Source organism: Methanoculleus sp. UBA291, assembly GCF_002499755.1.
In the GTDB taxonomy this organism is placed as follows: domain Archaea; phylum Halobacteriota; class Methanomicrobia; order Methanomicrobiales; family Methanoculleaceae; genus Methanoculleus; species Methanoculleus palmolei.
The window spans coordinates 20,925-44,602 of sequence record NZ_DANC01000043.1 but is presented as its reverse complement, the minus strand read 5'-3'; the positions used below and the strand labels follow the sequence as shown (position 1 = coordinate 44,602).

General features: G+C 60.1%; 25 protein-coding genes. 11 read left to right on the top strand and 14 right to left on the bottom strand.

Annotated elements, in window-relative coordinates; all coding sequences use genetic code 11:
• The first annotated feature begins 15 nt into the window (after window positions 1-15).
• On the top strand, window positions 16-648 hold the full coding sequence (locus BP737_RS10645) for a CDP-alcohol phosphatidyltransferase family protein (protein ID WP_292407938.1): 633 nt from the start codon (window positions 16-18) through the stop codon (window positions 646-648).
• A gap of 844 nt (window positions 649-1,492) precedes the next feature.
• On the opposite strand, the gene artA is transcribed toward BP737_RS10645, so the two are convergent.
• Complete coding sequence (gene artA, locus BP737_RS10640; protein WP_292407940.1) at window positions 1,493-2,311, bottom strand: archaeosortase A; 819 nt, start codon at window positions 2,309-2,311, stop codon at window positions 1,493-1,495.
• Between the two features lie 121 nt (window positions 2,312-2,432).
• On the opposite strand from artA, the gene BP737_RS10635 reads away from it, so the two are divergent.
• Window positions 2,433-2,747: a transcription factor S gene (locus tag BP737_RS10635; protein ID WP_292407942.1), complete on the top strand. Its 315-nt coding sequence runs from the start codon at window positions 2,433-2,435 to the stop codon at window positions 2,745-2,747.
• A 195-nt stretch (window positions 2,748-2,942) separates the two neighbouring features.
• Here BP737_RS10635 and BP737_RS10630 read toward each other — a convergent pair whose 3' ends face one another.
• The 7 genes from BP737_RS10630 to BP737_RS10600 all read right to left on the bottom strand — a co-directional run bounded on the left by BP737_RS10630 (window position 2,943) and on the right by BP737_RS10600 (window position 8,222).
• Window positions 2,943-3,101 (bottom strand): hypothetical protein, encoded by a 159-nt coding sequence (locus BP737_RS10630; RefSeq protein ID WP_342686177.1) that lies wholly within the window; start codon window positions 3,099-3,101, stop codon window positions 2,943-2,945.
• A 35-nt stretch (window positions 3,102-3,136) separates the two neighbouring features.
• Window positions 3,137-4,219 carry a sugar-specific transcriptional regulator TrmB gene (locus tag BP737_RS10625; protein WP_292407944.1) on the bottom strand — a complete coding sequence of 361 codons (1,083 nt, stop codon included), beginning with the start codon at window positions 4,217-4,219 and terminating at the stop codon, window positions 3,137-3,139.
• A 25-nt stretch (window positions 4,220-4,244) separates the two neighbouring features.
• On the bottom strand, window positions 4,245-5,231 hold the full coding sequence (locus BP737_RS10620; protein ID WP_292408042.1) for a homoserine dehydrogenase: 987 nt from the start codon (window positions 5,229-5,231) through the stop codon (window positions 4,245-4,247).
• Window positions 5,231-5,722, bottom strand: a complete 492-nt coding sequence (locus BP737_RS10615; RefSeq protein ID WP_292407947.1) for an amino acid-binding protein — start codon at window positions 5,720-5,722, stop codon at window positions 5,231-5,233. Before BP737_RS10615 ends, BP737_RS10620 begins: the two co-directional genes overlap by 1 nt.
• 113 nt (window positions 5,723-5,835) lie before the next feature.
• Window positions 5,836-6,552 carry a DUF169 domain-containing protein gene (locus BP737_RS10610; RefSeq protein ID WP_292407949.1) on the bottom strand — a complete coding sequence of 239 codons (717 nt, stop codon included), beginning with the start codon at window positions 6,550-6,552 and terminating at the stop codon, window positions 5,836-5,838.
• Window positions 6,553-6,624: 72 nt separating this feature from the next.
• Window positions 6,625-7,437 carry an NAD(+)/NADH kinase gene (locus BP737_RS10605; protein ID WP_292407951.1) on the bottom strand — a complete coding sequence of 271 codons (813 nt, stop codon included), beginning with the start codon at window positions 7,435-7,437 and terminating at the stop codon, window positions 6,625-6,627.
• An 8-nt stretch (window positions 7,438-7,445) separates the two neighbouring features.
• Window positions 7,446-8,222 (bottom strand): bifunctional fructose-bisphosphatase/inositol-phosphate phosphatase, encoded by a 777-nt coding sequence (locus BP737_RS10600; RefSeq protein WP_292407953.1) that lies wholly within the window; start codon window positions 8,220-8,222, stop codon window positions 7,446-7,448.
• A 91-nt stretch (window positions 8,223-8,313) separates the two neighbouring features.
• Here BP737_RS10600 and BP737_RS10595 point away from each other — a divergent pair, with 91 nt between their 5' ends.
• Both BP737_RS10595 and speB read left to right on the top strand, forming a co-directional pair.
• Complete coding sequence (locus BP737_RS10595) at window positions 8,314-8,691, top strand: translation initiation factor IF-5A (protein ID WP_292407956.1); 378 nt, start codon at window positions 8,314-8,316, stop codon at window positions 8,689-8,691.
• A gap of 1 nt (window position 8,692) precedes the next feature.
• Complete coding sequence (gene speB / locus BP737_RS10590) at window positions 8,693-9,568, top strand: agmatinase (RefSeq protein ID WP_342686180.1); 876 nt, start codon at window positions 8,693-8,695, stop codon at window positions 9,566-9,568.
• A gap of 206 nt (window positions 9,569-9,774) precedes the next feature.
• Here the strand turns inward: speB and BP737_RS10585 are convergent, their stop codons facing one another.
• Window positions 9,775-10,452, bottom strand: a complete 678-nt coding sequence (locus BP737_RS10585) for a hypothetical protein (protein WP_292407961.1) — start codon at window positions 10,450-10,452, stop codon at window positions 9,775-9,777.
• Between the two features lie 361 nt (window positions 10,453-10,813).
• Between BP737_RS10585 and BP737_RS10580 the strand changes: the two genes are divergently transcribed.
• Together BP737_RS10580 and BP737_RS10575 are read left to right on the top strand one after the other, a co-directional pair.
• Window positions 10,814-11,395 (top strand): archaellin/type IV pilin N-terminal domain-containing protein, encoded by a 582-nt coding sequence (locus tag BP737_RS10580; protein WP_342686176.1) that lies wholly within the window; start codon window positions 10,814-10,816, stop codon window positions 11,393-11,395.
• Window positions 11,396-11,406: 11 nt separating this feature from the next.
• Window positions 11,407-12,036, top strand: coding sequence for an archaellin/type IV pilin N-terminal domain-containing protein (locus BP737_RS10575; RefSeq protein ID WP_292407967.1), 630 nt, complete (start codon window positions 11,407-11,409; stop codon window positions 12,034-12,036).
• A gap of 604 nt (window positions 12,037-12,640) precedes the next feature.
• On the opposite strand, the gene BP737_RS10570 is transcribed toward BP737_RS10575, so the two are convergent.
• From BP737_RS10570 to BP737_RS10550, 5 genes are all read right to left on the bottom strand, one after another.
• Complete coding sequence (locus BP737_RS10570; protein ID WP_292407969.1) at window positions 12,641-13,021, bottom strand: hypothetical protein; 381 nt, start codon at window positions 13,019-13,021, stop codon at window positions 12,641-12,643.
• Window positions 13,022-13,450: 429 nt separating this feature from the next.
• A complete protein-coding gene (locus tag BP737_RS10565) occupies window positions 13,451-14,692 on the bottom strand; it encodes a polysaccharide pyruvyl transferase family protein (protein WP_292407971.1) in 1,242 nt (413 codons plus the stop codon).
• Complete coding sequence (locus BP737_RS10560) at window positions 14,685-16,055, bottom strand: Coenzyme F420 hydrogenase/dehydrogenase, beta subunit C-terminal domain (RefSeq protein WP_292407974.1); 1,371 nt, start codon at window positions 16,053-16,055, stop codon at window positions 14,685-14,687. The genes BP737_RS10565 and BP737_RS10560 overlap by 8 nt, the downstream gene beginning before the upstream one ends.
• A gap of 42 nt (window positions 16,056-16,097) precedes the next feature.
• Window positions 16,098-16,886: a methyltransferase domain-containing protein gene (locus tag BP737_RS10555; protein WP_292407977.1), complete on the bottom strand. Its 789-nt coding sequence runs from the start codon at window positions 16,884-16,886 to the stop codon at window positions 16,098-16,100.
• 321 nt (window positions 16,887-17,207) lie between these two features.
• Window positions 17,208-18,773, bottom strand: a complete 1,566-nt coding sequence (locus BP737_RS10550) for an oligosaccharide flippase family protein (RefSeq protein ID WP_292407980.1) — start codon at window positions 18,771-18,773, stop codon at window positions 17,208-17,210.
• 505 nt (window positions 18,774-19,278) lie between these two features.
• On the opposite strand from BP737_RS10550, the gene BP737_RS10545 reads away from it, so the two are divergent.
• Genes BP737_RS10545 through BP737_RS10525 form a run of 5 tightly spaced genes read left to right on the top strand, consistent with a single transcriptional unit; the run spans window position 19,279 to window position 23,678 of the window.
• Window positions 19,279-20,079, top strand: coding sequence for a hypothetical protein (locus BP737_RS10545; protein ID WP_292407983.1), 801 nt, complete (start codon window positions 19,279-19,281; stop codon window positions 20,077-20,079).
• Window positions 20,080-20,082: 3 nt separating this feature from the next.
• Window positions 20,083-20,586: a flagellin gene (locus BP737_RS10540; RefSeq protein WP_292407986.1), complete on the top strand. Its 504-nt coding sequence runs from the start codon at window positions 20,083-20,085 to the stop codon at window positions 20,584-20,586.
• Between the two features lie 2 nt (window positions 20,587-20,588).
• A complete protein-coding gene (locus BP737_RS10535) occupies window positions 20,589-21,071 on the top strand; it encodes a flagellar protein FlaF (RefSeq protein ID WP_292407989.1) in 483 nt (160 codons plus the stop codon).
• Between the two features lie 3 nt (window positions 21,072-21,074).
• Window positions 21,075-21,818, top strand: a complete 744-nt coding sequence (locus tag BP737_RS10530; protein ID WP_292407992.1) for an ATPase domain-containing protein — start codon at window positions 21,075-21,077, stop codon at window positions 21,816-21,818.
• Between the two features lie 3 nt (window positions 21,819-21,821).
• The gene (locus BP737_RS10525) at window positions 21,822-23,678 is read left to right on the top strand and encodes a type II/IV secretion system ATPase subunit (protein WP_292407995.1); all 1,857 of its coding nucleotides are present in this window, start codon (window positions 21,822-21,824) and stop codon (window positions 23,676-23,678) included.

Below are 23,678 nucleotides of genomic sequence, written 5' to 3'. Positions count from 1 at the left end.
CTGATAAGTTATGCGATGAATATAACCTCTCTACGGCCGAAATTCATCAAATACACGGAGCCAATAGCGTCGTTTTTTATCCACCTGGGCGTGACGCCGAATCAGGTATCGGTGCTCTCCGTCCTCTTCGGTTTTTCGTGCGCGCTCGCATTTACCCAGCGGTACTTTTTTGCGGGCAGCCTGCTGCTGGTCGTCTCGGCAATCCTCGACCTGGTTGACGGGAACGTCGCCAGGAAGAACCATACGGAGAGTAAGTTCGGGGCCGTCTTCGACTGGGTCGCCGACAAATACGTCGATGCGGCGATCATCCTCGGCGTCGGGTTTTCCGGCATCCCCATCGTCAGCCACCTCATAAACGTCCCGCCGGTCGCCGATTTCGGTGTCGTGGGGCTGGCGCTCGCCGGGTCCCTGATCAATACCTTCATCAAACCGGTCACGTATGCGGAGATCGGCTACAGCGAGAGGATCGCCGGGAAGATCGAGGACCCGCTCGAGGGGGTCGGTTTCTTCGGAAGACCCGAGACGATCCTCGTGCTGGGGCTTGGCGGCGTGACCGGGTTCATCTGGGTTGCGGTGATCCTCATTGCGGTCTGTACGAACCTCTCTGCGGTTCAGCGGATCTTCTACCTCTACCGGCGCTACTCCTGAAGGGGTGCCGGTCCTTTTGCTGAGGTTGTCCAAAAACCCTTTTGCCGGGAGGGGGCCCCCTCGAAGAACTTCATTCTTCTCAAGCTCCGGCCCATCGCACTATCCGCCGGGTGCACCTCCCGGTCCCTCACTCGCGTGACGATACCCGGGTAAAAGTCGGTTCCCCATTCTAACCTCTGTTACGGCCTAAGTGGCAGAAACCTTGTACAGAGATGTTCCAGGTGAGGTGCAACAGAGGTTTGCAGACCCTTTTGGGACGACCTCGCTCTCAATTTAGGCTTTGTTGAAGCTCTATACAGGTCATTCCCTCCCCCCGGGGCCGGACCCGGCCTGTCCCCGTGATCGGCTCCTTTCCCCGGCATGCCTCCCTGCAACGGGCCGCAATGGCCAGCAGACCTAAAGGTGCTCGAGTTCCGTTCCTCCCCCCTTCCGGTGCTCAAACACCTTCCTATCGGAACGTCGCCAGTCTAAGACCTCCGGTCTTCTCCAGCGATGTCTCATAAGGGCATCGCCTCCCCATTGGGGGAACGACTGTCCGAAGGACGCGACGGTTTGCTCGGACCGGAACGTCTCACCCCACACACGGGGGGCAGGGGCAGTGTGTGGCGATATGCGATTGGCCGAAGGGCAGGAGCATCGAAGGTACGACACCAATGGAAAGCCTTTTCACTATCCTTTTCCGGGATCTGGTTCCAGATGGTAGAAATGTTGGAGCAGTGCTCCGACCAGGGTGTACCAGGGGTCCGGGGATCTTTTGGGGACAACCTCCCGGCAACACGCCCCGAGAGATATTCATCCGGGACAGCCCTGTATCAGAAAGGACGATCCCGGGAGATAAACCCGGTCAGGATCTCTTCGGCTTTGGCCGGATGATCTTCTCGACCTCACCCCTGTAGAGCCGGTAGAGGCTGTCGGCGAGGCTGCCGAGTTCGGGGAGGAGCCTGAAGAGGGCATAGGCGAGGACCACAAGGAATATGAGTGCTCCCAGTTCGGCCATGACATTATGCGCCCAGAAAAAACTCTCGTATCCGAACTCACCGTTACCTGCAACCATGGGGAGGTATGGGAACCATTGCTCGGAGTAAGCCGTGATCACGAAGACGTTTCGTGCGATATTTAAGAGATAGATCGTCGGAAAGACCAGGAGAAACCCGGCGATCTTCTGCTTCAGTGTCGACCGCACGCCCCAGGCAACCCCGAGCATGATGGCGATGCTCTGGATTCCGGTGCAGGCGAGAATGATCTCGGTCCGGAACCCGTTGCGCTCCATCATGTTCCAGGCCTCAAAAGTCACGGGATGCCCGAATGCCGCGAGTATCATGGATGTCTGTTCGGTGACTGCCGCGATCAGCCAGTCCCCGAGTGCCGGGATGTAGCCGAAAGGGGCGTAGATCAGGAACGCTACGGCGGCTATGGTCGATAGTTGCATTACCCGGGGGTCTGCACGGAGCAGGTATTTTGCGGTGATATAGAGGAAAGGTACGGCGAGGACGGCTATCGTCGGATACATGAAGTTATTGATGGAGAAGTAGTAGGGGAGTTCGAGGAAGAGGTATCCGACGATGCTTGCCCATCCGCCGATGGCAAAGTACTTCCTGAACCGGCCGGGGATAAGGAAAATGAGAAAGCAGATGCAGGAGATCAGCACCAGGTAATCCTTCATTCATCTATCCTTCGGCGTACCCGACATTAAATCATTCGTGCGCCAGATCCGGCCGGGCCTCTCCAGTCGTGCAGTCCCGGCCGACCAAGGGTTAATTTTGATCGGCACCCAATTTATTATAATGATGTTTTGTCCTCGGTGCAAAGGCCTGATGATATCGTCCGGTGGTCAGTTGAAATGCAAAAAGTGCGGCTATATCAGAGAGATCGACGATCTCGATAATTTGAAAAAGACCGATAAACGCGTTGAAAAGGAGATCACCATCGTCGATGCAGAGGACGATGTCGCGACCCTTCCGACTGCGACCGTCAAGTGCCCTGAGTGCGGCTGCATGACGGCATACTGGTGGCTGCGCCAGCTGCGGGCGGCAGATGAGAGCGAAGTCAGGTTCTTCCGCTGCACTGCCTGCGGGAAGACCTGGCGCGAGTACGACTAAACTCGAGCTGCACATTTGCTGCCCCTCCGGGGCTTTTTTTCTTCTCAGTCAACTGCCCTGCTCTCTCGGACGGGGATTCCTTGCAGAGTATCCGAAAATGCCGATACAGGCTACACCGCAGCACTCCCGGACGGGCGGGGGGTTCGCCGGACGCAAGCGTTGCTCTGAGAGTGCATACGTCCCGTTACACCACGCTCACGCCGCAACCCGGACTCGGACGACGATCAAACCCTTCTCCGGATGGCCGCTCTGCCCCTCCCGGCACAACGCCTCCACGCGCCCCTCGACCGTCTCCCCCTGGAATAGCCGGGACTCCTGGCCCGGAACCTTCCTTCTTCGGCTCTCCTGAATCACAACGGTAACCTCGTGCGTACCCGTCGTGACTCCCGCTAAACGTCCGGAGAGCCTGCAGAGACATCCCGCCGGGGGTCGAGGAGGACTTCGTGCGGGAGCCCGACGAGCGCGACCGCCGCGAGCGCCCCGATGACGCCCCGGCCACCGTGGAGGTGGATATTGAACTGCCGGGCGGTCGTCTCCGCTTCTTCCCGGGTGAGGACCTCCTCCCTCGCGCTCCGCCCGTAGGCCAGGAGACTCCCGGGCGTCCGAAACCCCTGCCGGAGAGCGATGCCCCATTCCGGGGACGCCGCTTCATCGGCGACGAATCGCACGGCCGCATCCTCGATCCGCGGCACCTGGTCGGGCTCCACCGCGAGTTCTATGCAGCTGCAGGAGTTCCCGGCGGTCGAGCCTTCGAGCCGGGGATTGAGCATCGCCACGTGGTGGCCTATCGGCATGACGCCGTCCAGTTTTGCAAGGTGCTGGAGGAGGGCAAGGGCGAGGGCGAACGTCGCTCCCTCGCTTGCAGTATCGGTGTCGTCAATCCCGACGGCGACGTAGGCGAGCGCCCGGGTGACCACCTCGCCTTCGACCACCGGCCCCTCTCGGTGGACGGTGACGCCGCAGACGCCCTCGGCAAGGGACATCATATCGGTGAGCGAGTAGGCCGGGCCGCCGATGCACCTGATCTCCTGGCGGATGCAGCCGTCGGCGTGAAAGACGCCGACGATCCCGACTGCAGGCGCGGGGTCGAGCCCGACGGCGACGTCCCGCCGCCCGAGGAACGCCCGCTCCCGGAGCAGGGTCCCGTCCCGGCGGACCGATTGCAGGGCGCCGCCGGCGCGGGTGTGGTGGAACTCACAGAAGGCGGCGCACCCCCCGCTCATACACTCGTGATAGATCTCGACCTCGGCGCCGTCGACGGTGGTGAAGATCCGCCGGCAGGCGCTCTCCGGCATCACGCTGCTCGCCGCGTAGCGGGCCGCATGCCGTCCCCGCTGCTCCTCCGTGAGGAGGACGCACCCCTCCTCGATGAGGCGGTTCACCCAGTCCTGGACGGTGCTCCGGGGGGTGGCGGTGGCTTTTGCAATCTCGGCCACCGTAAAGGAGCCTCGTTCAAGCGTCGCCTGACGCATCAGCCTCAGATACTGTTTTCTCCGTTCAAGAACCCTGGACATGCCGCTCCCGGATGTAGAGGAGGTCGCCGATCACGGCACTGGCGGTCTCCGTGGAACCCGCGCCCTTCCCGATAAACGTGAGTTCCCCGGCGAGGTCCGCTTCCACGGTGACGGCGTTGAGTGTTCCTTCGACAACGAGCGGGTGCGTTTTTGCGATGATCCTCGGTGAGACGCGAAGCACCCCGGCACCCGGGACGATCTCGCCGATCAGCCGGATGGTGCAGTCCTGGTCCTCCGCAAGGTGCAGGGCCTCAGGCGTGAGGAGGGTGATCCCCGTCCTCTCCACGTCGTCGAGCGTGGTGTGCATGTCGAGGATGGTGTTTGCGAGGATGACGAGTTTGATCGCTGCATCGATCCCTTCGACGTCGTAAGTTGGGTCCGCCTCGGCGTACCCGAGTTCCCGGGCCTCGGCAAGGGCTTGCTCGTAGGTGAGGCCTTCTGCGGCCATTCTGGTGAGGATATAGTTGCAGGTGCCGTTGAAGACGCCGTAGAGCCGGGCGATGGTGTTACCGGCAAGCCCTTCCTTTATCGCGTGGATGAGCGGGATCGCCCCGCAGACCGTCGCTTCGTACTTCAGGAAGACACCGTTTTCGTTCGCAAGCGCCCGGAGTTCGGGGTAGGCGAGGGCTATAGGGCCTTTGTTCGAGGTGACGACGTGTTTATGCCGCCGGAGGGCCGCACGGATATGGCTCAGCGCCGGTTCGGCGGTCTCCACGTTCGTCGGGGTCACCTCGACGAGGATATCGTAGTCCGCCTTCGTCACTACGTCCGTGGGGCTGACGCCGGGGTTGCCGCAGGGGCCGCCGCTCTCCTTTTGGGCGAGCACCGCGGCAAGGTCGATGCCGGCGGCATCGATGATGCCGCTTCTCGAGTCCGCAAGGCCGGTGACGGCGATGTCGAGGTCTTTTGCGAGGAGCGCCCGGGCGATCCCCCGGCCGACGGAGCCGAACCCGAGCAGGGCAATCCGCATCATACGCCCTCCAGAGGCTCGATGATGAGGAGTTTCTTCTGTTCCGCGACGCCGCGCAAGATCCTGAGTGCTCTTTTCATCTCCGCCCGGGTGGTCGAACGGATGGTGATGCGGGCCGATGAGGGGGAACTGATCGCCGGCATGACGAGGGAGAGTTCCGTCACCTCGGCAGAACCGGTCCGGTCGATCCGGTCGACCGTATCGGAGAGGTCCGTGTGCATCAGGTGTCCGATCATGATCAGGGTGCATTCGTAGAGGAGCCGCTCCTCGCCGATACGCACGACGCTGACGCCCTGCTCGCGGAACTGTTCAAGAAGGGCATCAAGACGCCCTTCGGGGAGTTCCAGTACGATCTGGACGTCCAGCACTTCCGTAGCCGCCGCCGAAGTCTCCCTCTGGTGGATAACCGCGATGATGTTCCCGCCGACGGTCGAGATCGGTTTGAGGGCCGCGACCAGCTGTCCGGGCCGGTCTTTCATCTCGAGCTTCATGGATACCTGCAAAAAAACCACCTGCTGAAGAATTGACCTGCCGGAGAGATAAGCCTTTTACCTCAAACGGACGCTCCGATGGAGAAGGTCCTGAAAAGATGGGAGCGGTGCCGTTACCGCACCGACCCGGGCGCCCCGGCGACGGTCGTGAGGGCCCGGGCAAACTCCGGGAGGATCTCGGCGGGGATGCCCATGACGAGTTCGTCGTCCTCAATACCGGAGAACCGGCGGGACCCGTCGCACCCGAGGGAGTAGTTGATCCTCCCGGTGAGGTAGGGCTGCGCGGTCGCGTCCGCACAGACCGACTGGATCCCCGACATCGTGGACTCTATCCGTCCGCCGAGTTGATAAAGCGTGGCCTGCGCGAGTTTCAGCATATCCCGGGGTTTGGCGACGATGACGACGACGTGCGGGTCGAACGGCGTCTTCTCAAGCGGCGCATAGACCGTCGCGTAGGTCTCGAGCGTCGGGACGTGCGGCACCTGCCGGATGGTCCGCATGCAGGCGGCCCAGCTCTCGAATTTGCCGAGTTTGTAGTAAAATTCCCCGGTCCGAAGGCTTTGCGTCAGTTCCTTCAGCCCGAGGGACCAGCCGCCCCCCATGCAGACGTGCCGGTCGGCGGTCGCGTAGAAGATCTCGCCGTTCAGCCGGGCCCGGCTGATCATCTGGCAGTGGCGAACCGTCTCTTCGATTGGCTTAACCCCTTCGGGGATGCCTTCCGGGCTCTTTGCGAGTTTCACCGCGACCGGGGACCCCCGGAGGTCGAGGGTTTTCTTCAGCGTCTCTGCAATCTCTGCATAGGAGATTTTCGTGCGCATCTGGTCTTCCATAGTCGTGCTCACTCCTCTATGGAGATCATCCCCGCGGTCACTCATAAACTATTGTTTCGGGTATCATTGGGATCAGAGGTTGCGCAGCTTGTTGTTCACCTTTTCAAGGAAGGGTTTGCCCGTATCGACAAAGAGAGCGGGCCGATCGGACTTTTTGACCGTGATCGTGACCTCACGCTCGAGTTCGAACGTGCTCTGCCCGTCGATGACGAGGTGCGCCGGTTTTTCTGTCTCGAGGGTCACCTCGAGTTTTCTCCCGGTGCTGATGACATGGGGACGGGACGAGAGCATGTAGGGCGCGAGGGGGATGAGGAGGAACGCCTCGATCTGGGGGTCGATGATCGGGCCGCCGGCACTCATTGCGTAGGCGGTCGACCCGGTCGGGGTCGAGACGATCAGACCGTCGGCCCTGACCCGCTCCGCGGGCGTCCCGTCGACGTAGACGGCGAACCGGAGCATCTTTGCCGGCCGGTCGGTGACGATGACCGCCTCGTTGAGGGCGTCCCCGAACGGTTTTCCGTTGACGGAGAGGCTGACCCGCATCCGGGGTTCGACCCGGAACCCGTCCGGATGGGCGGCGAAGAAGGCGCGTGCTTCGTCGGGCTCCAGGTCCGCGAGGAACCCTACCTCGCCCCGGTTGATCCCGAGGACCGGGACCTGTTCCTTCATCTGGTGGACGGTGAGAAGAACCGATCCGTCGCCGCCGACGACGACGACCAGGTCGCCGGCGATCTCCTCGAACGGGATGCCCTCCCGACCGAGATGCATCGCGGTCCCTTCTTCGAGGGCGATGTCATAGCCCTGTTCCGCAAGGTCCCGGGCAAGGTCCGCAGTGTATTGGAGTGCAGTCGCGTCGTCGATACGCGATACCAGCACGATCTTCATATGCGTTTTTACCTCAGGTACTCGATGATCTTGTTCTTCAGGACGCTGTTCGTGGCGACGAGGCTCCGTCCGGCGGAGACCTCGTCCGGGAAGGCGATCGTGTTTCCTTCGGGGTCGGAGACCGCCCCGCCGGCCTCCTCGCAGACCAGCATCCCCGCCGCCGCGTCCGTGACACGGAGCGTTCCCCGCACGTCGACGAACCCGTCGAGGCGGCCGCACCCGACGTAACAGAGTTCAAGCGCCGATGCACCGAGGAGGCGCAACCGCCGGATCTGTCGGACAATCCCGAACATGCGGGTCGGGTCGAACTTTCGGCCGTATACGCTCATGGCGCTCTCTTCAAGGAGCGATGTCTCCGAGACATGGATGGGGTGCCCGTCGAGGCAGGCGCCCCGGCCCCGGACGGCGTGGAACGTCTCGCCGGTGGCGAGGTTTCTGACGTATCCCTGTCGGATGATCCCGTCCTCTGCGTATGCGATGGAGAGGGCGTAAAACGGGATCCCGACCACGGCGTTGTGGGTGCCGTCGACAGGGTCGAGATAGATGGTGCCTTTCTCGCCGCACATCCCGGCGCACCCGAGTTCCTCGCTGATCAAGCGCCGACCGAACGGGTGGTGCGTGAAGTAGTCCACGACGATATCTTCGGCGACCTGGTCGATCTTTTTGGTGGGCGTGCCGTCCGCGCCCATCTTCACGTACTCCCCTGCTTCCGGCGTGCCGACCATGTCGGCTACTGCATCGGAAACAGCCCCCGCTACGTCATTGCACGCCTGAATGAATTCCATTGACTATCCCTCGTTTCTCCCCTCGTTCTACGGTGTATTTATGTACTGTAATTCAGATACATTAATCCACGCGTTTATCGAGTGAGACAATATGAAGGAACAGACAGAAGTTGGAAAGCTGAAAGAGGGACGCTACGTCGTCGTCGAGGATGAGCCTTGCAGGATTGTCTCCATCGCTATCTCGAAGCCCGGGAAGCACGGGGCGGCGAAGTCCCGGATAGACTGTATCGGCATTTTCGACGGCGTCAAGCGCTCGATTGTCCAGCCGGTCTCGGCAAAGACCTACGTTCCGGTCGTTGAGCGGAAGGTGGCACAGGTCATATCGATCGCCGGCACCACCCTCCAGCTCATGGATGTCAAGGACTTTGAGATGTTCGAGTTGACCGTTCCCGAAGAGCAGGCCGGCAGTCTCGAACCCGGCCAGGAGATAGCCTATATATCGTCCCTGGGCAAGAAGAAACTTGAGTGACGTGTTCTGGCTCTCTAAGACGGGCATGCATGAACTTGCCCATCTCCACTTTGCGGATGCGGATGCGTCGTATGAGGACGCCCGTTATGTCATTTTTGGCGTGCCCTACGACGGCACGACGTCGTTTAAGCCGGGGACCCGGTTCGGCCCCCGGGCGATACGGGAGTTGTCGTTCAACTTTGAGTCCTACGAACCTTCGACGGGGATAGACTTTTGCGAGGTGCCGGTTGCGGACCTCGGCGACCTTGAGGTTTCCCGGATGCCGGAGGAGGTCGTCGGGCAGGCAGCCGATGTTGCCGGGGATATCGTCCGCGACGGGAAGGTGCCGGTGATGCTCGGCGGCGAGCACACCGCCACAGTCGGGGCGGTCAGGGCCGTCCGTCCGGAGGTCTACGTCGTCTGCGACGCGCACCTGGACCTGCGGGACGAGCTTGACGGGACGCCCTACAGTCACGGGTGCGTCACTCGACGCGTCCTTGATGCGGTCGAAGATGTCGTCATCATCGGCGGCCGGAGCGGCGACCGTGAGCAGTTTGCGGTTGCGGAGGAGAAAACGCGGCTTTATTCCGCCGACACGGTGCGCGATCTGGGGATCGGCGCCGTCCTCCGGGAAGTCCGGGAGCACGTAGGGGAGAGGAGGATGTACCTCTCAATCGACGCCGATGCAATCGACTGCTGCCTCACGCCCGGCCTCGGGACACCCGAGCCGTTCGGGATGACGCCGCTCGATATCCGGGAGGTCGTGCGGACCCTCGCGCCGCACGCGGCGGCGTTCGATTACATGGAGGTCGCCCCGTTCGACGCCGGGCAGACGGCGGCGGTGGCGGCGCAGGCGGTGCGGGAGTTCATCGCAAGGCATTGGATTGCCGGACGGTGAATATCCCGGCTCTTTTTTTCCGGCGCTCCGTTTTTTTTACCGGCAGCTCACGCGAAGCCGTGGAATGAAGTAACTTTGCGCCCATCTATCGAAGGCCATCCCCAAATGCCTCTGCCGGAGTGGGACACCCTTCGAAACTCTTCGAGTTTTTCAAGTGCCCGCCCTGTGGCCGGGCACTCTTCGAAGACCTTCGTTCTTCTTTGCATTTATGTCCCTACATACGTCTCCGGCACCTGGACCTTTACGTGGTAGGCATCGAGGCACCGGGCGTTGATGACGAAGTAGTAGTCGTGGTTGCCCTCGTAGAAGGTGTGCACCCACTGCTCCTTCCGGAGGTCGGGTTTGTCCTTCATCGCGAGGAAATCGGGGAGGTTGAGGGTGAAGATCCGGACGAACCTGTTCGGGTCCTCGGCGTCCATGACCTGACAGTTGAAAAGCGGGATCTCATCGTTCGAGGTCGTGATATCCGAGTAGTCGAGCCGCCACATGGGGAATGGAATCCGGACGATCCCGGTGGTCCCCGACCACTGGCCGTCTATCGTCGCGTAGGTCACCCACCGGGTGACGCCGGGTGCAGTTCGGTTCGCCGGCGGGGTTGTGGTCATGTTCAGGGTGGGCTCTTCGGTCGGGATCTGATAGGTCCGCGGGTCGACGAACCCGATCTCCTGCGGCTTTCCGTCCCAGGTGGGGACCGGGGTGGGTGTCGGCGCCGCGGTCACGGGGGGCGGCGTGGGCGTCCATGCCGGGATGACCGTCGGCTCCGGCTCCCCGGACCACCGGAGGCCCGAGAGTTCGCCGGTCGCTGCCGGTTTGATGACAAGGGCTATCAGGAGGACTATCCCGATGGCCAGAACAACGTAGATGAAATCCTGTTTCTCCGCCATATATCTGTTCCCTCTTTTTGATCGATTGAGATCCGCTCGTGCGGCCCTGCCCGGCCGGTCGCTCTGGTTTTCCGGGAAATTCCGGAAAAACTTCCGCGGGAAATAATCTTTCCTCAAATGGGTGGCTATCCGCACGTATTTTTCGCTTTCACTATGTTTGCACCTCCGGTTAGAAATACTTGCCTAATCCGGTTTGCGACCGCTAAAAAGTGAATTACAGGCATCTATTATCCAAATAGGCAATCGTCAAATCTCTATTCATTTGAATATATTTTTATACTGGTTTGTGCATATACTCCCAAGAACCGTAAAAGTCCGGATGAGACACTCATTCGAACTTCGGTAATGGAGGAAACGTTTCATGAGCAAATTGATGAGAAATGATAATGCATTCACCGGGCTTGAGGCGGCGATTGTGTTGATCGCGTTCATCGTCGTGGCCGCGGTCTTCTCGTACGTGATGCTCGGCGCCGGGTTCTTCGCGACCCAGGAGGCGCAGAGGAGCGTACAGACAGGTGTGGCCCAGGCGAGCTCAAACCTCGAACTGTCGGGACCGGTAGTCGTAGCGGTTTCAAACACCACGGCCGACGAGGTGGAATCGATCAGCTTCTTCCTGCAGCTTGCTGCCGGGGGAGCAGCAGTGGATATGCAGAAGGTGACCTTCACCGTGTCGACGACCGGTAGCATGGAGACCTACATGTATAGTAATGTAACCTCCGAATGGTATGCGGGAGGAGTTACCCAAGCAGATCGTAACGACATGCTCGAGAGGTTCGAGCTCGTGAAGATCACAATCCCCGGCAAAGATGCCGCGACTCTCCCCAACATCAACACGAACGACCGGTTCACCGTTGAGGTCAAGCCCGACATCGGTGCAGCGCTCCCGATCAACCGTATAGCGCCGCCGGACCTGGAAGAGGACCATAAATACGAGGTCTACTGAGGTGAGTGAACATGATGAAACTGTTTAAAAACGAAGATGCATTCACGGGCCTTGAGGCGGCGATCGTCCTGATCGCATTCGTCGTCGTGGCCGCGGTGTTCTCGTACGTGATGCTCGGCGCCGGGTTCTTCGCGAGCCAGGAAGCGCAGAGGACCGTGCACACCGGGTCCAGTCAAGCCAGTTCCAGCCTGGAGATCATCGGCAATATCTATGGTCACGCTACCAACACAACGAACTCAACCGTAGACGGAAACCTGGATTACATTGAGTTCACGGTCGGGAATACCGCAGGCGGTACACCGATCGATATCACCCAGACGCTGGTGACCTATGTCTGCGGCACGGAGTCGGGCGTCATACAATTTGACGAGACTAATTCCATGATTACCGCCACTGATGTTAATGGAACTGGAGATATTGCTTCTGGGTGCTGGGGTGTCAACATGACGTACAACGATGTCGGCGCTGGCAGAAACAAACTCCTCGAACCCGGTGAGCAGTTTGTTTTGAGGGTTACCTTCAATGAGGATGTGTTGAAACCCAACACTCGGTTCTCCGTGAACCTTCAGCCGGCAGTCGGAGCAGCCTTCCCGATCAAGAAGACCGTACCGGCAAACCTTTACGAGATGAACGTCCTCTAACGTGAGGAATCAAACACTCTTCCTTTTTTTTAGGATTACCGGCCTATAACAGGGCCTCTTTCCGCTGGTAATCCGCGGCATCTCCGATTGTTCATGCTAAGAGAGTGCATCCTGATCGCTTCTACCGACTCACGCAGAGGGAGAGCGGTTCTCATGGAAGTCATCCCAAAAGTGTCTAGCGCTGAAGATTCATATCGTTCAGAGTATTTTGACACATCTTCGCGAGGAATTGAGCAATTTTTGGTGTCAAATTGCTGACACGGCTTCCTTCCGGGAGTCTCACCTTACGGTGCTCCTGCTATCTTCCTGCGGAAGACAGCATATCGCCACGCGGGGAACGAATGCCGGTACGGCGGGAGTTTGAGAAACTCGAAGAGTTTCGAGTGAGGGGTTGGGGAGGTGTACCCGGCGGAACGGCGGGTGCATGAGAAGACCGAAGATCTTCGAGTGAGCGACTGGTCGTAGAGCAGGAGCGTGAGAAACTCTTCGAGTTTCGAAGGAGCTCCGGGCCGAAGGGCCGGTGCTTGAGCACCGGAGGTGCGGGTGGGTTTCCCCCTCCCGGCTGAGGTGTGTTGGGACGACCTCATGGACAGGTACCGCAGTTTCACATGAGGCAATAATAGGCTCGACTGATGTTTGCGTCGCGGATCGTGACATCGCCATAAGCAGGAGCCCGGGCACTGAAGACATTGAGGAGTTCCTCACCGCATATCTGCGTTTTCTTCGGACAGGATAGGAGGGCAGCCATGCACCCCGGCTCTCTTCTACGGACTCGCGAAAGATCGGGTTTTCTGATCGCGGGGAATTCAACGAGATCGATCTCGTGGTCGAAGAGTTCGGTAAGATTCTCGGCGAGATCAAAGTAAGCTCCTGCACGCGCCACCGGGGTCATCGGTTCGAACTCGACAACGAAATTGATACCGCTCGTCGAAAGATCGAACCGGTCGCCGAGCCGAAGGCCCTGGGTCGTTTCACACAGCGGCATGCAGTGATGCAGGCGATGTCGGGTTTTTTCTTGCGGACGATATGGGAATCGTCTCAAAAGAATCTGTAAATCCTTGGTGCGTTCATGATCGGATCGCAGATATACAAGGTTTTGCCACCTGAGCCATAACATAATCCGAATGGGGAAACGGCTCTTACCCGGGTCGTATCCTGCGACGCTCCTGCCTCTGCCCTCCGGCCGGTCGCCTATCGTCACACGGGAACGACAGCCGAGAGGGCAGGAGTTTGAGAAGACCGGAGGTCTTCGGATGGGGTCCCCGGCAAAAATGTTCTGGGACAAACCCATGATGCATCGGCCTCTCCCGCTCGGGACCCTGGAGCCCACACCCGCGGTGCATTCTGCTCGCATGACCGGGGCCTTCGGTTCGGCAGGCGTGATCAGACCTCAAGAATCGTCGGTCCGGGCGCCTCACCCGACGACCTCCCAAAGCCTCTTCCCGGCGCTCTGCGCCGCCTCCTGGACCGGCAGGATACGCTCCGCCAGGTCCCGCCGGATCGCGGCGGCTTCATCGAGCATCGGGACAATCCTGCCGGAGACCGCCCCCGCCCCCAGATCCCCGGGCTCCATACAATACTCAGTATGACCGAAGATGTCCCGGTTGATCCCCTGTGCCTTGATACTGTAGGCAAAACTCAGCGTCGGGACACCCGAGGAGAGGGCAGCAATCGTCGCGTGCGTCCGCGCCCCGGCAAAAACGGTCATCCTGCTGATGATCCATTTCGTCTCCGCGGCGTTGTACACCGGCGGAACCAGGGTTATATCGCCGTACCGGACGAGAGAGAGCGCCCGCCGCATGAACGCGTGATCGTCCGCGGCCGGGACCGTCGCGTGCGGGATGAGGTAGACCGGCATCCCGGTCGTCCTCGCTGTGGTCCCGAGGATCGAAGCCGCCAAACCGGTCCATGCCTCAAGGTCGCCGCCGGTGACGTACTTCGCCATCAGGGGGCTCAGGTTGAGGCCGATTGCCTCCCCGTCGATGGAAAGATCATCCTCGACCCCCTTCGGCCGTATCGGGGCCATGAGAAAGGCCGGGTCCGCGACGGGGTGGACGTTCCCGGCAACGCCGATGCTCGCTAGGTACCCGGCCGTGACCGATTCCCGGGCGAAGATCCCGGTGACCCTCCGGAGATGATCGCTCATATACCGCTCGTAATCGGGTATTGCGCTGAACGGGCCGACCGAAGCGCCCCAGAGGAAGAGGGGCTTTTCCTTCCGCATGACGACTTCGTCCAGGTCGGTGAAGAGCGTGGGGACACCGTAGTCGAGGGAGTAGTTGTCCCCGCCGACGGAGAGGACTGCGGCCGCAGTGTCGAGATAGGGAAGCATCTGGGCGTAGACCCGGTACTTCAGCACCCGGGGGCGGAGGAGGCGGTCGAAGGCATAGCCGAGGTAGAACGGCTTTGTGAAGTTCCGGAGGACCTCCCGGTATTTCAGCCGGTACGAATGCAGATGCGTGATCGCCCCGTCCGTCTCCTCCCGGCACTGCCGCCGATAGTGCTGCGCATCCGGGAAATGGCTGAGGCAGACAAATCTCGGGTCCCTGAAGAACTTCCGAAGGATCGTTGCCGTCCCCCGGACAATCGCCTCGCATCCCCGGTTCGCGTAGGGCCCGTTCCCCGCCAGGATGAACAGCGGTCCGCCGTCATCCATCGCGACCGCCCTCTATCTTCCTCCGCACAAGGAGAAGAGCCCTGAGCGGGATTCCAACGCTCCCGGACACCCGCCTCCAGACCTCCAGCCGCCGGAGATCCGGCCGCATCGCCCTCCGGAGACGTTCTGGGTCCCGCACGCCGGCACTCCAGAGCTCGCGGCTTGCGGCCCGCATCCGCTCCTTTAAGACAACCTCCCGGCGCACGAGGGGGCTCTTAGGCCTCTCCGGCGCCACCCGCTTCTCCGGCGCCCCCTCTCCGTCGAGATACAGCCGGTACGCCAGGTGCTGCCGCTTGACCGCCGCGACCCCGGCCTGGCTCTCCGCCACCTGCTCGATAGCGATGGGATCGAGACAGACCCCCCGCCCCCGCTCAATCATCTCCCGGACCGCCGGCGACCGCACCAGGAGGAGGCTTGTCCCCCGGCCGTCCACCGAGTACTCAGGCAGCCAGGCGTCCATAAACGTCACGTCCACACACTCAGCAAAGATATCGTCGCAGTAACTGCAGGCCTTCGGCGTGAACCACCGGTTTGTCCAGGCCTCGGCGATCCCCTCGCTCCAGGAGATCCTCCGTTCCCCGCTCTCTTTCGTCGTGAACGCATAGTGATAGTCCGTCGCCGGGCGGTCCGGGCTCTTTCCCCGGTAGCGCACCCCCGTCACCTCCCCCCTCACCCCGGCAAGGGCGGCGATGTAGTCGGTGAAGTACCAGCTCTTCAGCTGCCCGCAGACGAGGCCGACGGTGACGACAACCCGCTCCCGGAGTTTTCTGTTCCTCAACTGGGCAAGCCGGAGTGCCTTGATGAAACAGGGCAGCCCGGTGACGGCGTAGCGCCCCGGTGTTTCGAGGATCTGCCGGACGACCCCCGACATCTCCACCGGGTAGTAGGCCGAGCCGGCGCCGGTGCGTACGTCCTCCGGGGTAGAAAAGACCCGGAAGGCGAAAAGTTTGTCGGGATTGCCGGCGGGGGCGACGCAGATGACATGGTCGACGACGTCTTCGGCAAGCAGCGCTTCGAGGAGCCAGGTCGCCATCCCGCCCGAGGCACCGGCCAGCCGGTGCTTCTCCGAGTAGCCGACATAGGAGGCAAGGTAGTAGCCGGTCTCGGGACGGTGCCGGACCCCCGGGACCGCCCCGTAGAGCCGCTCCCCGATCGTGTCCTCGTCCTCCCCGGTATCAGAGAACGGACAGACTTTTGCGCAGAGGCCACACCCCGTGGTGCAGGGCGAGACCTCTGCCGGGTTGTACTCCCCGTAGCGGTTCCACCCCATCGCAAGGACGCCCTCCGGGCAGAGGGCGGCGCAGAGGCCGCAGCCGATGCAGAGGCCGGGTTCGACGACGGCCGCCATGACGGATGGTTTCATGTGAACGTCCCCGGGTAGGTCGGTCCTTACAAATATACCCTATCACAGATTTCGGCGCGACCCTACCAGGCCGATGTGATCTCCCCGTCCAACCAGCCTGCGAGTAATAAAATAAGGTGTCATCTGGTAAATGTCGGATAACCCGGCCGTTAAAAGGCTTTTCTTTGACAGACTGCACTCGGGGATCAGAATTCTCCTTCCCGTCCCGGACGGTACAATAGATTTTACGAACTTCCCCGCCAGTAATTCCAGACCGCTCCGGTCCAGCAATGCAAGATATTCCTTTGGAGAGTAGAAATTAATATGTCCGTCTCCGTGAGACTCCCCCTGATTTAACGGAGGTTTTGCGCCAAACCAATCTCCTCCCGTTTCCATCGGCGTCTTGATCAGTGCAAGTTTGGTTCGTTTCGCGACCGATATAAGAAATTCTTCCGGGTTTTGGACGTGTTCAATAATATCAAAAAGAGTTATCAGGTCAAACACGTCGGGCGCCCCGTTGTACAACCGGAAATCCGTTTTTATGAACTCAATATAGGGAAATAAGTGCTTTCCGATAGAAATAAATTCCGGAGATATCTCAAAAACTTTTGTTGCAGGGTAAGACCCCTGTGTACAAAATATCTGATAACGCATCGCATTTGCCCCGAAGCCAAAACAACCTCCTATATCTGCATAATTTCGGCATCTGCCCAAAATTTTGAGGACAATGTCTCCATATCTATCCCACAGAAGTGTACTTTTATACTGGGCTCTTGTCGTATAGCCCGGCCTTGCTATCACTTTTAACGGATAGGACTCGTAAAATTTTTCCGGATCAAATTTTTCGGACATAGCACCTCTTCCCCCTCACGGCAATCCGTAAGCCCGGGTAGATGAGGTACAAATATTTAAAATCCGGTTCTGCTGAAACACTCTTCAGGTCTCTTCCCGAACACTGCAAGGTTGTTTCTCAGGGTAAAAGCCGTTCCTGTATTCTGTCCTCATTTACGAGTCGAAATATGATGCATAAGTGTCCCGGCTGCTCCTCACCCGGGTTCACAGACCCTTTTTATGATGACTTCGTGCCCAAACTCCTTCGAGCCGAAAAAGGACAGATCCCCGGGGTGGAAGTACGGTCTTCCGTGGTGCATGGCGCCGCCCCGACGGTGGTTGTCATGACGGATGGTTTCCGAAGATCTTCCTGAGTGCCGGCGGCAGGTAGGACTCGAAGAGCCCGCGTTCAAACCCATCGAGACCGAACGTCCAGACCGTCGCCGGGTAGACCAGGGTAATTGCCCCGCCGGCGACGGCAAGCGTGGCCAGGGCCGGAAGCGGGAGGGCGGCACCCAGGGCTGCCGCTGAAAACCCGACGAGAGCGGTCGCAATGATCCCCGGGAGCATCGACCGGGTGAAGGTGCGGGCGCCGATGCCGAGCACCCTCGCCGCGTACCAGGGGGTGAAGACGGCGTTCTTCAGGGTGAGGACGATCGCCCCAGCGGCCGCAACTCCGTAGTAGCCGAGGCCCGTCAGGAGCGGGAGAGCGACCGCGAGGCCGAAGTTCCCGATGCCCATAAGGAACGTCACCAGTCCCGGGACCCGGACCCGGTTGTAGGCGACGCTGATCGAGAAAAGAGGCAGCACCGCGAGGTTGACCGCGAGGTGCACCATCAGGAGGACCATCAGCGGGGCGAGGAACACGTACTCGCCGCCGACCCAGGCGGCAAGGAGGTCCGGTGCAAACCCGCAGATGAGACCGATCGGGAGGGCCAGGGCAAGCCCCATCAGTTTGACGGCGCTCTTCGCGATCCGGATCAGGGTCCCGGTCTGCTCCCGGGCATAACAGGAGAGGATTGTCGGGGTCAGGACGCCGGAGAGCACCACGGCGACCGCCCGCAGAAGGATGACCCACTGGAGAGCGATCGCGTACTCCCCGGCTAATGCCGCCCCGAAGAGCAGGTTCACGATGATGAGATCGATCTGGAGAAAGAGGAGAGAGCCGAGATCGTTGACGATCACCCATCCTCCCATCCCGCAGAGGTCTTTCACCCGCATGCGGTCGAAGGAGCAGACCGACACCCGGAGGTACGGGCAGACCCGGCGGGCGAGGACGATCGAGACCCCCGATGCCGCGACCGCCCCGACGAGATACGCCCCGCCGACGAGGGGGAGACCCGGGCCAAAGAAGGTGAAAAGGAGAACGATCAGCCCGGTCTGGACGAGAAGGTTCGTGAGGCTGACCAGGTTCTGGAGGTCGAGGCGGTTATAGGCAAAGAGCTGGACCGTGAAGTTTCCGCTCCAGGCCCGGACCAGAAAGGCGGCAGAGACTCCGAGGAAGAGGAGAAACACGCCGGTCTCCTCTCCGGCCGGGACATGGAAGATCGACGGGGCAAACCAGGCAACCACAAGGACGACCGGGATCACCAGGAGGATGATCACGGTGAGCCCGAAGAGAGCAGTGTTAAACGTCTTATTCGCAGTCGCATAGTCCTCCCGCTGAAGGTCGACGGTGAGGAACCGGGAGACGGTGGTGTTCAGGGATTGGACGACGATCGCCACGTAGCCCGTGACCGACGTTGCGAGCGGGATGAGCCCGTAAGCCGCGACTCCGAGCGTGGAGACGAAGTACGGCACCAGGAGGATACCGATGGCGACGTTCGCCAGGAAGTAGGCGATGTTTGCAGCGAGGTTGCGGGGGAGCTGGGCGGCACGACGTTGATTGGTCCCATTCTCTCCCTGCACGGCCTATCCTCCCGACGAGTGAGACTATGTGGAATCGCTCGATCTGTGGGAGATACCGTTATCATTCTTTAAACACTTGCCGTCCCTGAAGCCCGCCGTAATTCGCGCAGCCGGCATCCATCGCTGGCCGGATACTCGCCTCTCCTATCCCCGTACCTCAAATCCCGCAAAAATCGGAGTCACCCGGGTGAACGGCAGAGGACCTGTGCATCGTCGAGTCCTCGGCGAAGGGCCGGGCCGGGCCGGGGAGAAGAGAAGAGGAGCCGTTTGTGCCGGCACCGGTCCGTAAGGTTGAGCGTTATGCGTACCGCAGGAATGCAGCCGTCCGGGCGTGCATAACCCCTCGCCACTCCGGGTACCGCATCATCCGTTAAATATCTGCAATATGGTTGGTTTTATCCCCAAAAGGACTTATTAAAACGTTCAGAAGACGATAAGGAGGCTGGAGAATCAGCACCACTATGAGCAACATTTATTAGTGATTACACTGATATAATCTATTACTATGGTGGGGGTAGACCAGGCTCAGATCGATAAAATACTCGCCGGCGCATCATCCGATGACCCGGAGGCCCGTCTCGACACCCTTGAGAAGGAGCTGGATTTTGTCAAGACCTCAATCAAGCGGCTGCTCATCGACCTTCGCGAACGGATGAATGAACTGGACAACCCGTTCACCACTGCCGCCGCGTCTTACGCAGGAAACCGATTTGAGCCGCCGGACGCCGCCCCGGACGCCGGTGATGCAGACGCCGATGAGGTGCCCGACGAAGTTCCGGCCGGGCTCGATGAGGATGCAGGACCGGAGAGCCTCAGTCTGCTCGCCGACAGTCTGAAGGGGATTTCCCTCCCGGCCGACCCCGGCGCGGCTCCTCTTTCCCCAGGCGGCCCGGCCCCTCTTCTCGGGGAAAAGCCCGCAGGGAAACTCAAACTCCAGAAAGTTCACCGGCTTTTTGCGTGGGTGCACCAGGGATGCTGCAAGTACGGGCGTGAACACATGACGATCATGATCGACGCTTACCGGTCGATGGGCTACATCACCGATGAAGTCGCCGATCAGATCCGGGAGATCATGCGGATGGCTCCCGATACCAGGAGAGACGTCTCGGAGATCGGCCCGAACGAGTTTGTCTCGGAACTTTACGTCTTAAACCGGATCCTCGATCCCAACGACTCGACACTCGACCGGGATATGATTGAGGTGCTGATGCTCACTCACGGCCGCCCGGGAGAGCAGGACGCCGGGACATCCTCGCGAGAACGGGATACGAGCGACACCTGGATCGAGCTCCTGGATAGGATATGATGGATGTCGAGTGAAGCAATTGGCACAGCGATGTTTCTCATCGCGGCCGTCATATCGGCCGGCGTCCTCATCAATGCAATTATCCCCGTAGTCTATACGATCTCGGGCACGATCGCGTCGTCATCTCACACCGTGGACGAGCGGTTGAGCACGGATGTGCGGATCGTCACGACGTATGCCAGCGCCAAGAATGAGACTGCCGAGATCTGGATAAAGAATGTCGGCACCAACCGGATCGTCAGTAGTGAAATTCAACTGGTCGACGTCTTCCTTGGCGGTCGGGGGGACTTTGTCAGGCTTACTCCAACGACGTCGAGCGAGCCGGATTGGAATGAGTGGACCTACGCGATCCTGGAGGTGACCCCGAACAACCACTGGGACCCCGGCGAGACCCTCCACATAAGTGCAAAGACTGAGAAGATCCCCGATAAAGAGGGGGTTGTCTACTTCCAGTTCGTCCTCCCCACAGGACTCTCACGGTCAACCACCTTCACCGCGAGTGACTAGCCATGAGTGCGGGACCTCTCATCGCATCCGGGATCGGCATCCTCCTCCTGATCGTCACGGCTTACGTCCTGGTCGGCGGCACCCTCGCCACCACGGAGGTGGTCGTCGAGGCCCAGAGCAACCTCGCCACCCACCAGGAGGCCCGGATGCGGACGGCGATCACGATCCTGAACACGACGATCCTGAACACGACGCCCGCAGACAAAACCCTCTACGTTGAGGTGAAGAACACGGGTAGCGAACCGATCATCGACCTCTCCTCCGTCGACGTCTACCTCATGAGCGAGGGAGTCCCGGTCTACGTCCCCTACGGCAACAGGAACACGGTGGAGATCGTCCCGGACGCTGTCCACCCCGGAACGTTCGATCCCGGCGAGACCCTCAACCTCTCCATCGCATACACGGAGGACGCCAACCCTACATGGGTTCAGGTCGTCACCCCGAACGGCGTCTCCAGTTCAGCATACATAACCCCGGGAGCATGAAATATGGCCATAAGTGATGACGCAAACAGCAGCATCCTCGAGATGCCCGACAAAACGATCCTCTCGACCGGAAATTCCGAACTCGACAAGAAGATCGCCGACGGCCTCCCGCTTACATCGCTCACGCTCATCGAAGGAGAGAACGACACCGGAAAGAGCGTACTCACCCAGCAGATCATCTGGGGGGCTTTAAAGCAGGGGTTCAACGTCGACCTCTTTTCGACCGAGAACACGAGCAAAAGTTTCCTCTCCCAGATGGAGTCGATGAGCCTCGACATCTCCGATTACTTCGCCTGGGGCTACCTCCGGGTCTTTCCCATGCACGTCGTCGGGTTCGAGTGGACGAAAGAGAAGATGCAGGGAACGCTCGAGCGGATGATCCACTACATGGAGCAGAGCAAAGCGCAGGTGATCGTCATCGACTCGCTCACGCTCTTCACCGAGTACGCAAAGCAGGACACGGTCCTCACGTTCTTCACGAACTGCAAGAACCTCGTCGACCACGGCAAGACCATCCTGATCACCCTGCACACCTACGCCTTCGTCGAGGACTCTCTTGTCCGCATCCGTTCGATCTGCGATGCCCACCTCTTCATGAAGAAGGCGCTCGTCGGTGGCAAGTACGTGATGATGCTCGAGGTCGTCAAGGTCCGCGGCGCACGAAAGACCACGGGGAACATTATCAGTTTCGAAGTTCACCCCGGGTACGGCATCAAGGTCATCCCGGTCACGGTCGCGAAGGTGTGAAGGATGAGTTCGGCGCTGGAAGCAACAGTGACCCTCCCCTTCGAACCCGAGTTCATCGACGAAGGGAACGACTGCTACAACAACGTGGAGTCCTGCGCCCTCTACCGGATGCTCCCGGCAAACGCCCGGGACTACGTCAAAGCGAGCCCCCACCTCCTCGAGTACCTCCACATCCTGCCGGTCAACACCGTCGGGATTCCGCTCTTCCTCTCGGAGCTGAAGCGGGACTTAAAATCGATGGAGAACCCGAACATCATCTACCCGGTGAACGAGACGACGTTCGTCCATATCTTCCCGGACCCGGACGATGTCCGGAACTGGTACATCCCTATCGAGCCCTCGTTCCTCCACTCCGTAAAAGAGGTTCTCCCGCTGATCGAGGACCGGTTGATCGACATGATCGACGCCCTCGACGAGGAGCCGGTGACCGAGAAGGCACGTATCGAGGTGCTTAAAAACTTCATCCGGCAGATCGTCTACGTCCAGAGCCCCGGCGAGGTGATCGATCCGTCCCTGCTCGCCGGTGCGACACCGAAAGACATCACAAGCCGGGTCAAACTCTTCCTCACCTCCGATATCGGTGCGGTACCAAAGTCGCCGCAGACACCCTGCCGCCCCGTACTCGCCGACGGGCGTATCGTCCTCTCGCAGCAGGAATACAAGGCGCTTGAGTATTTGCTGATCCGCGATAAGATCGAGATGGGGACCCTCAAACCGTTTCTCTCCGATTCATACATCGAGGATATCACCTGCGACGGCGTCGGGCCGATCTTTATCGAACACAAGATCTTCAAGGGTTTAAAATCGGTCGTCGGGTTCCGGGACTCAAAGGAACTCGATGCCTTCGTCGTCAAACTCGCCGAACGGATCAAGCGGCCGCTGACCTACCGGAGCCCGATCGTAGATGCAACCCTCCCCGACGGCTCACGTATCAACATCGTCTACGGGACCGAGATCAGCAAGCACGGGAGCAACTTCACCATCCGTAAGGTGAACGAGGTCCCCCTGAGCATCCTGCAGGTCATCGAGAGCGGAGCATGCAACTACATGATGGCCGGCTACCTCTGGATCTGCCTCGAGTACGGCATGTCGATGTTCGTCTCCGGCGAGACCGCGAGCGGCAAGACGACGACCTTAAACGCCCTCACGACGTTCCTTCCGCCGGAGAACAAGATCGTCACCATCGAGGATACCCCGGAGTTGACGGTCCCCCACAGGAACTGGACCCGTGAAGTCGCGAAGGCCAAAGGGAAGGGGGAGGGTGAAGGAGCCGAGGTCACGATGTTCGATCTTCTTAAATCCGCCCTTCGCCAGCGTCCGAACCAGATCCTGGTCGGTGAGATCCGTGGTGTAGAAGGGTCCGTCGCGTTCTCCGCAATGCAGACCGGCCACCCCGTGATGAGCACCTTCCACGCTGCCTCCGTTGAGAAACTGATCCAGCGTCTCTGCGGTGACCCGATCAACATCCCGAAGACCTACGTCGACAACCTGAACCTGGTCATCATCCAGAGCGCCGTGAAACTCCCTCATGGCGGGACCGTCCGGCGGATGCTCAGCATCAACGAACTCGTGGGCTACGACCCCGAGACCGAGGGCTTCTCCTTCATGGCGGCGTTTGTCTGGGACCCGGCGACCGACACCTTCACCTTCAGTGGGAAAGGGAGCAGTTACCTCCTTGAGAACAAGATTGCAACGATGCTCGGCATTCCGGAGAACCGGCGGGCTGATATCTACAATGAAGTCGAAAAGCGGGCGAATATCCTTGAACGGCTTCATAAAGCCGGGTATACCCAGTTCTGGGACCTCTTCCACATGACCACGAAGATCAAGAAGCAGGGCCTGCTCGATATCGAGGTGTAA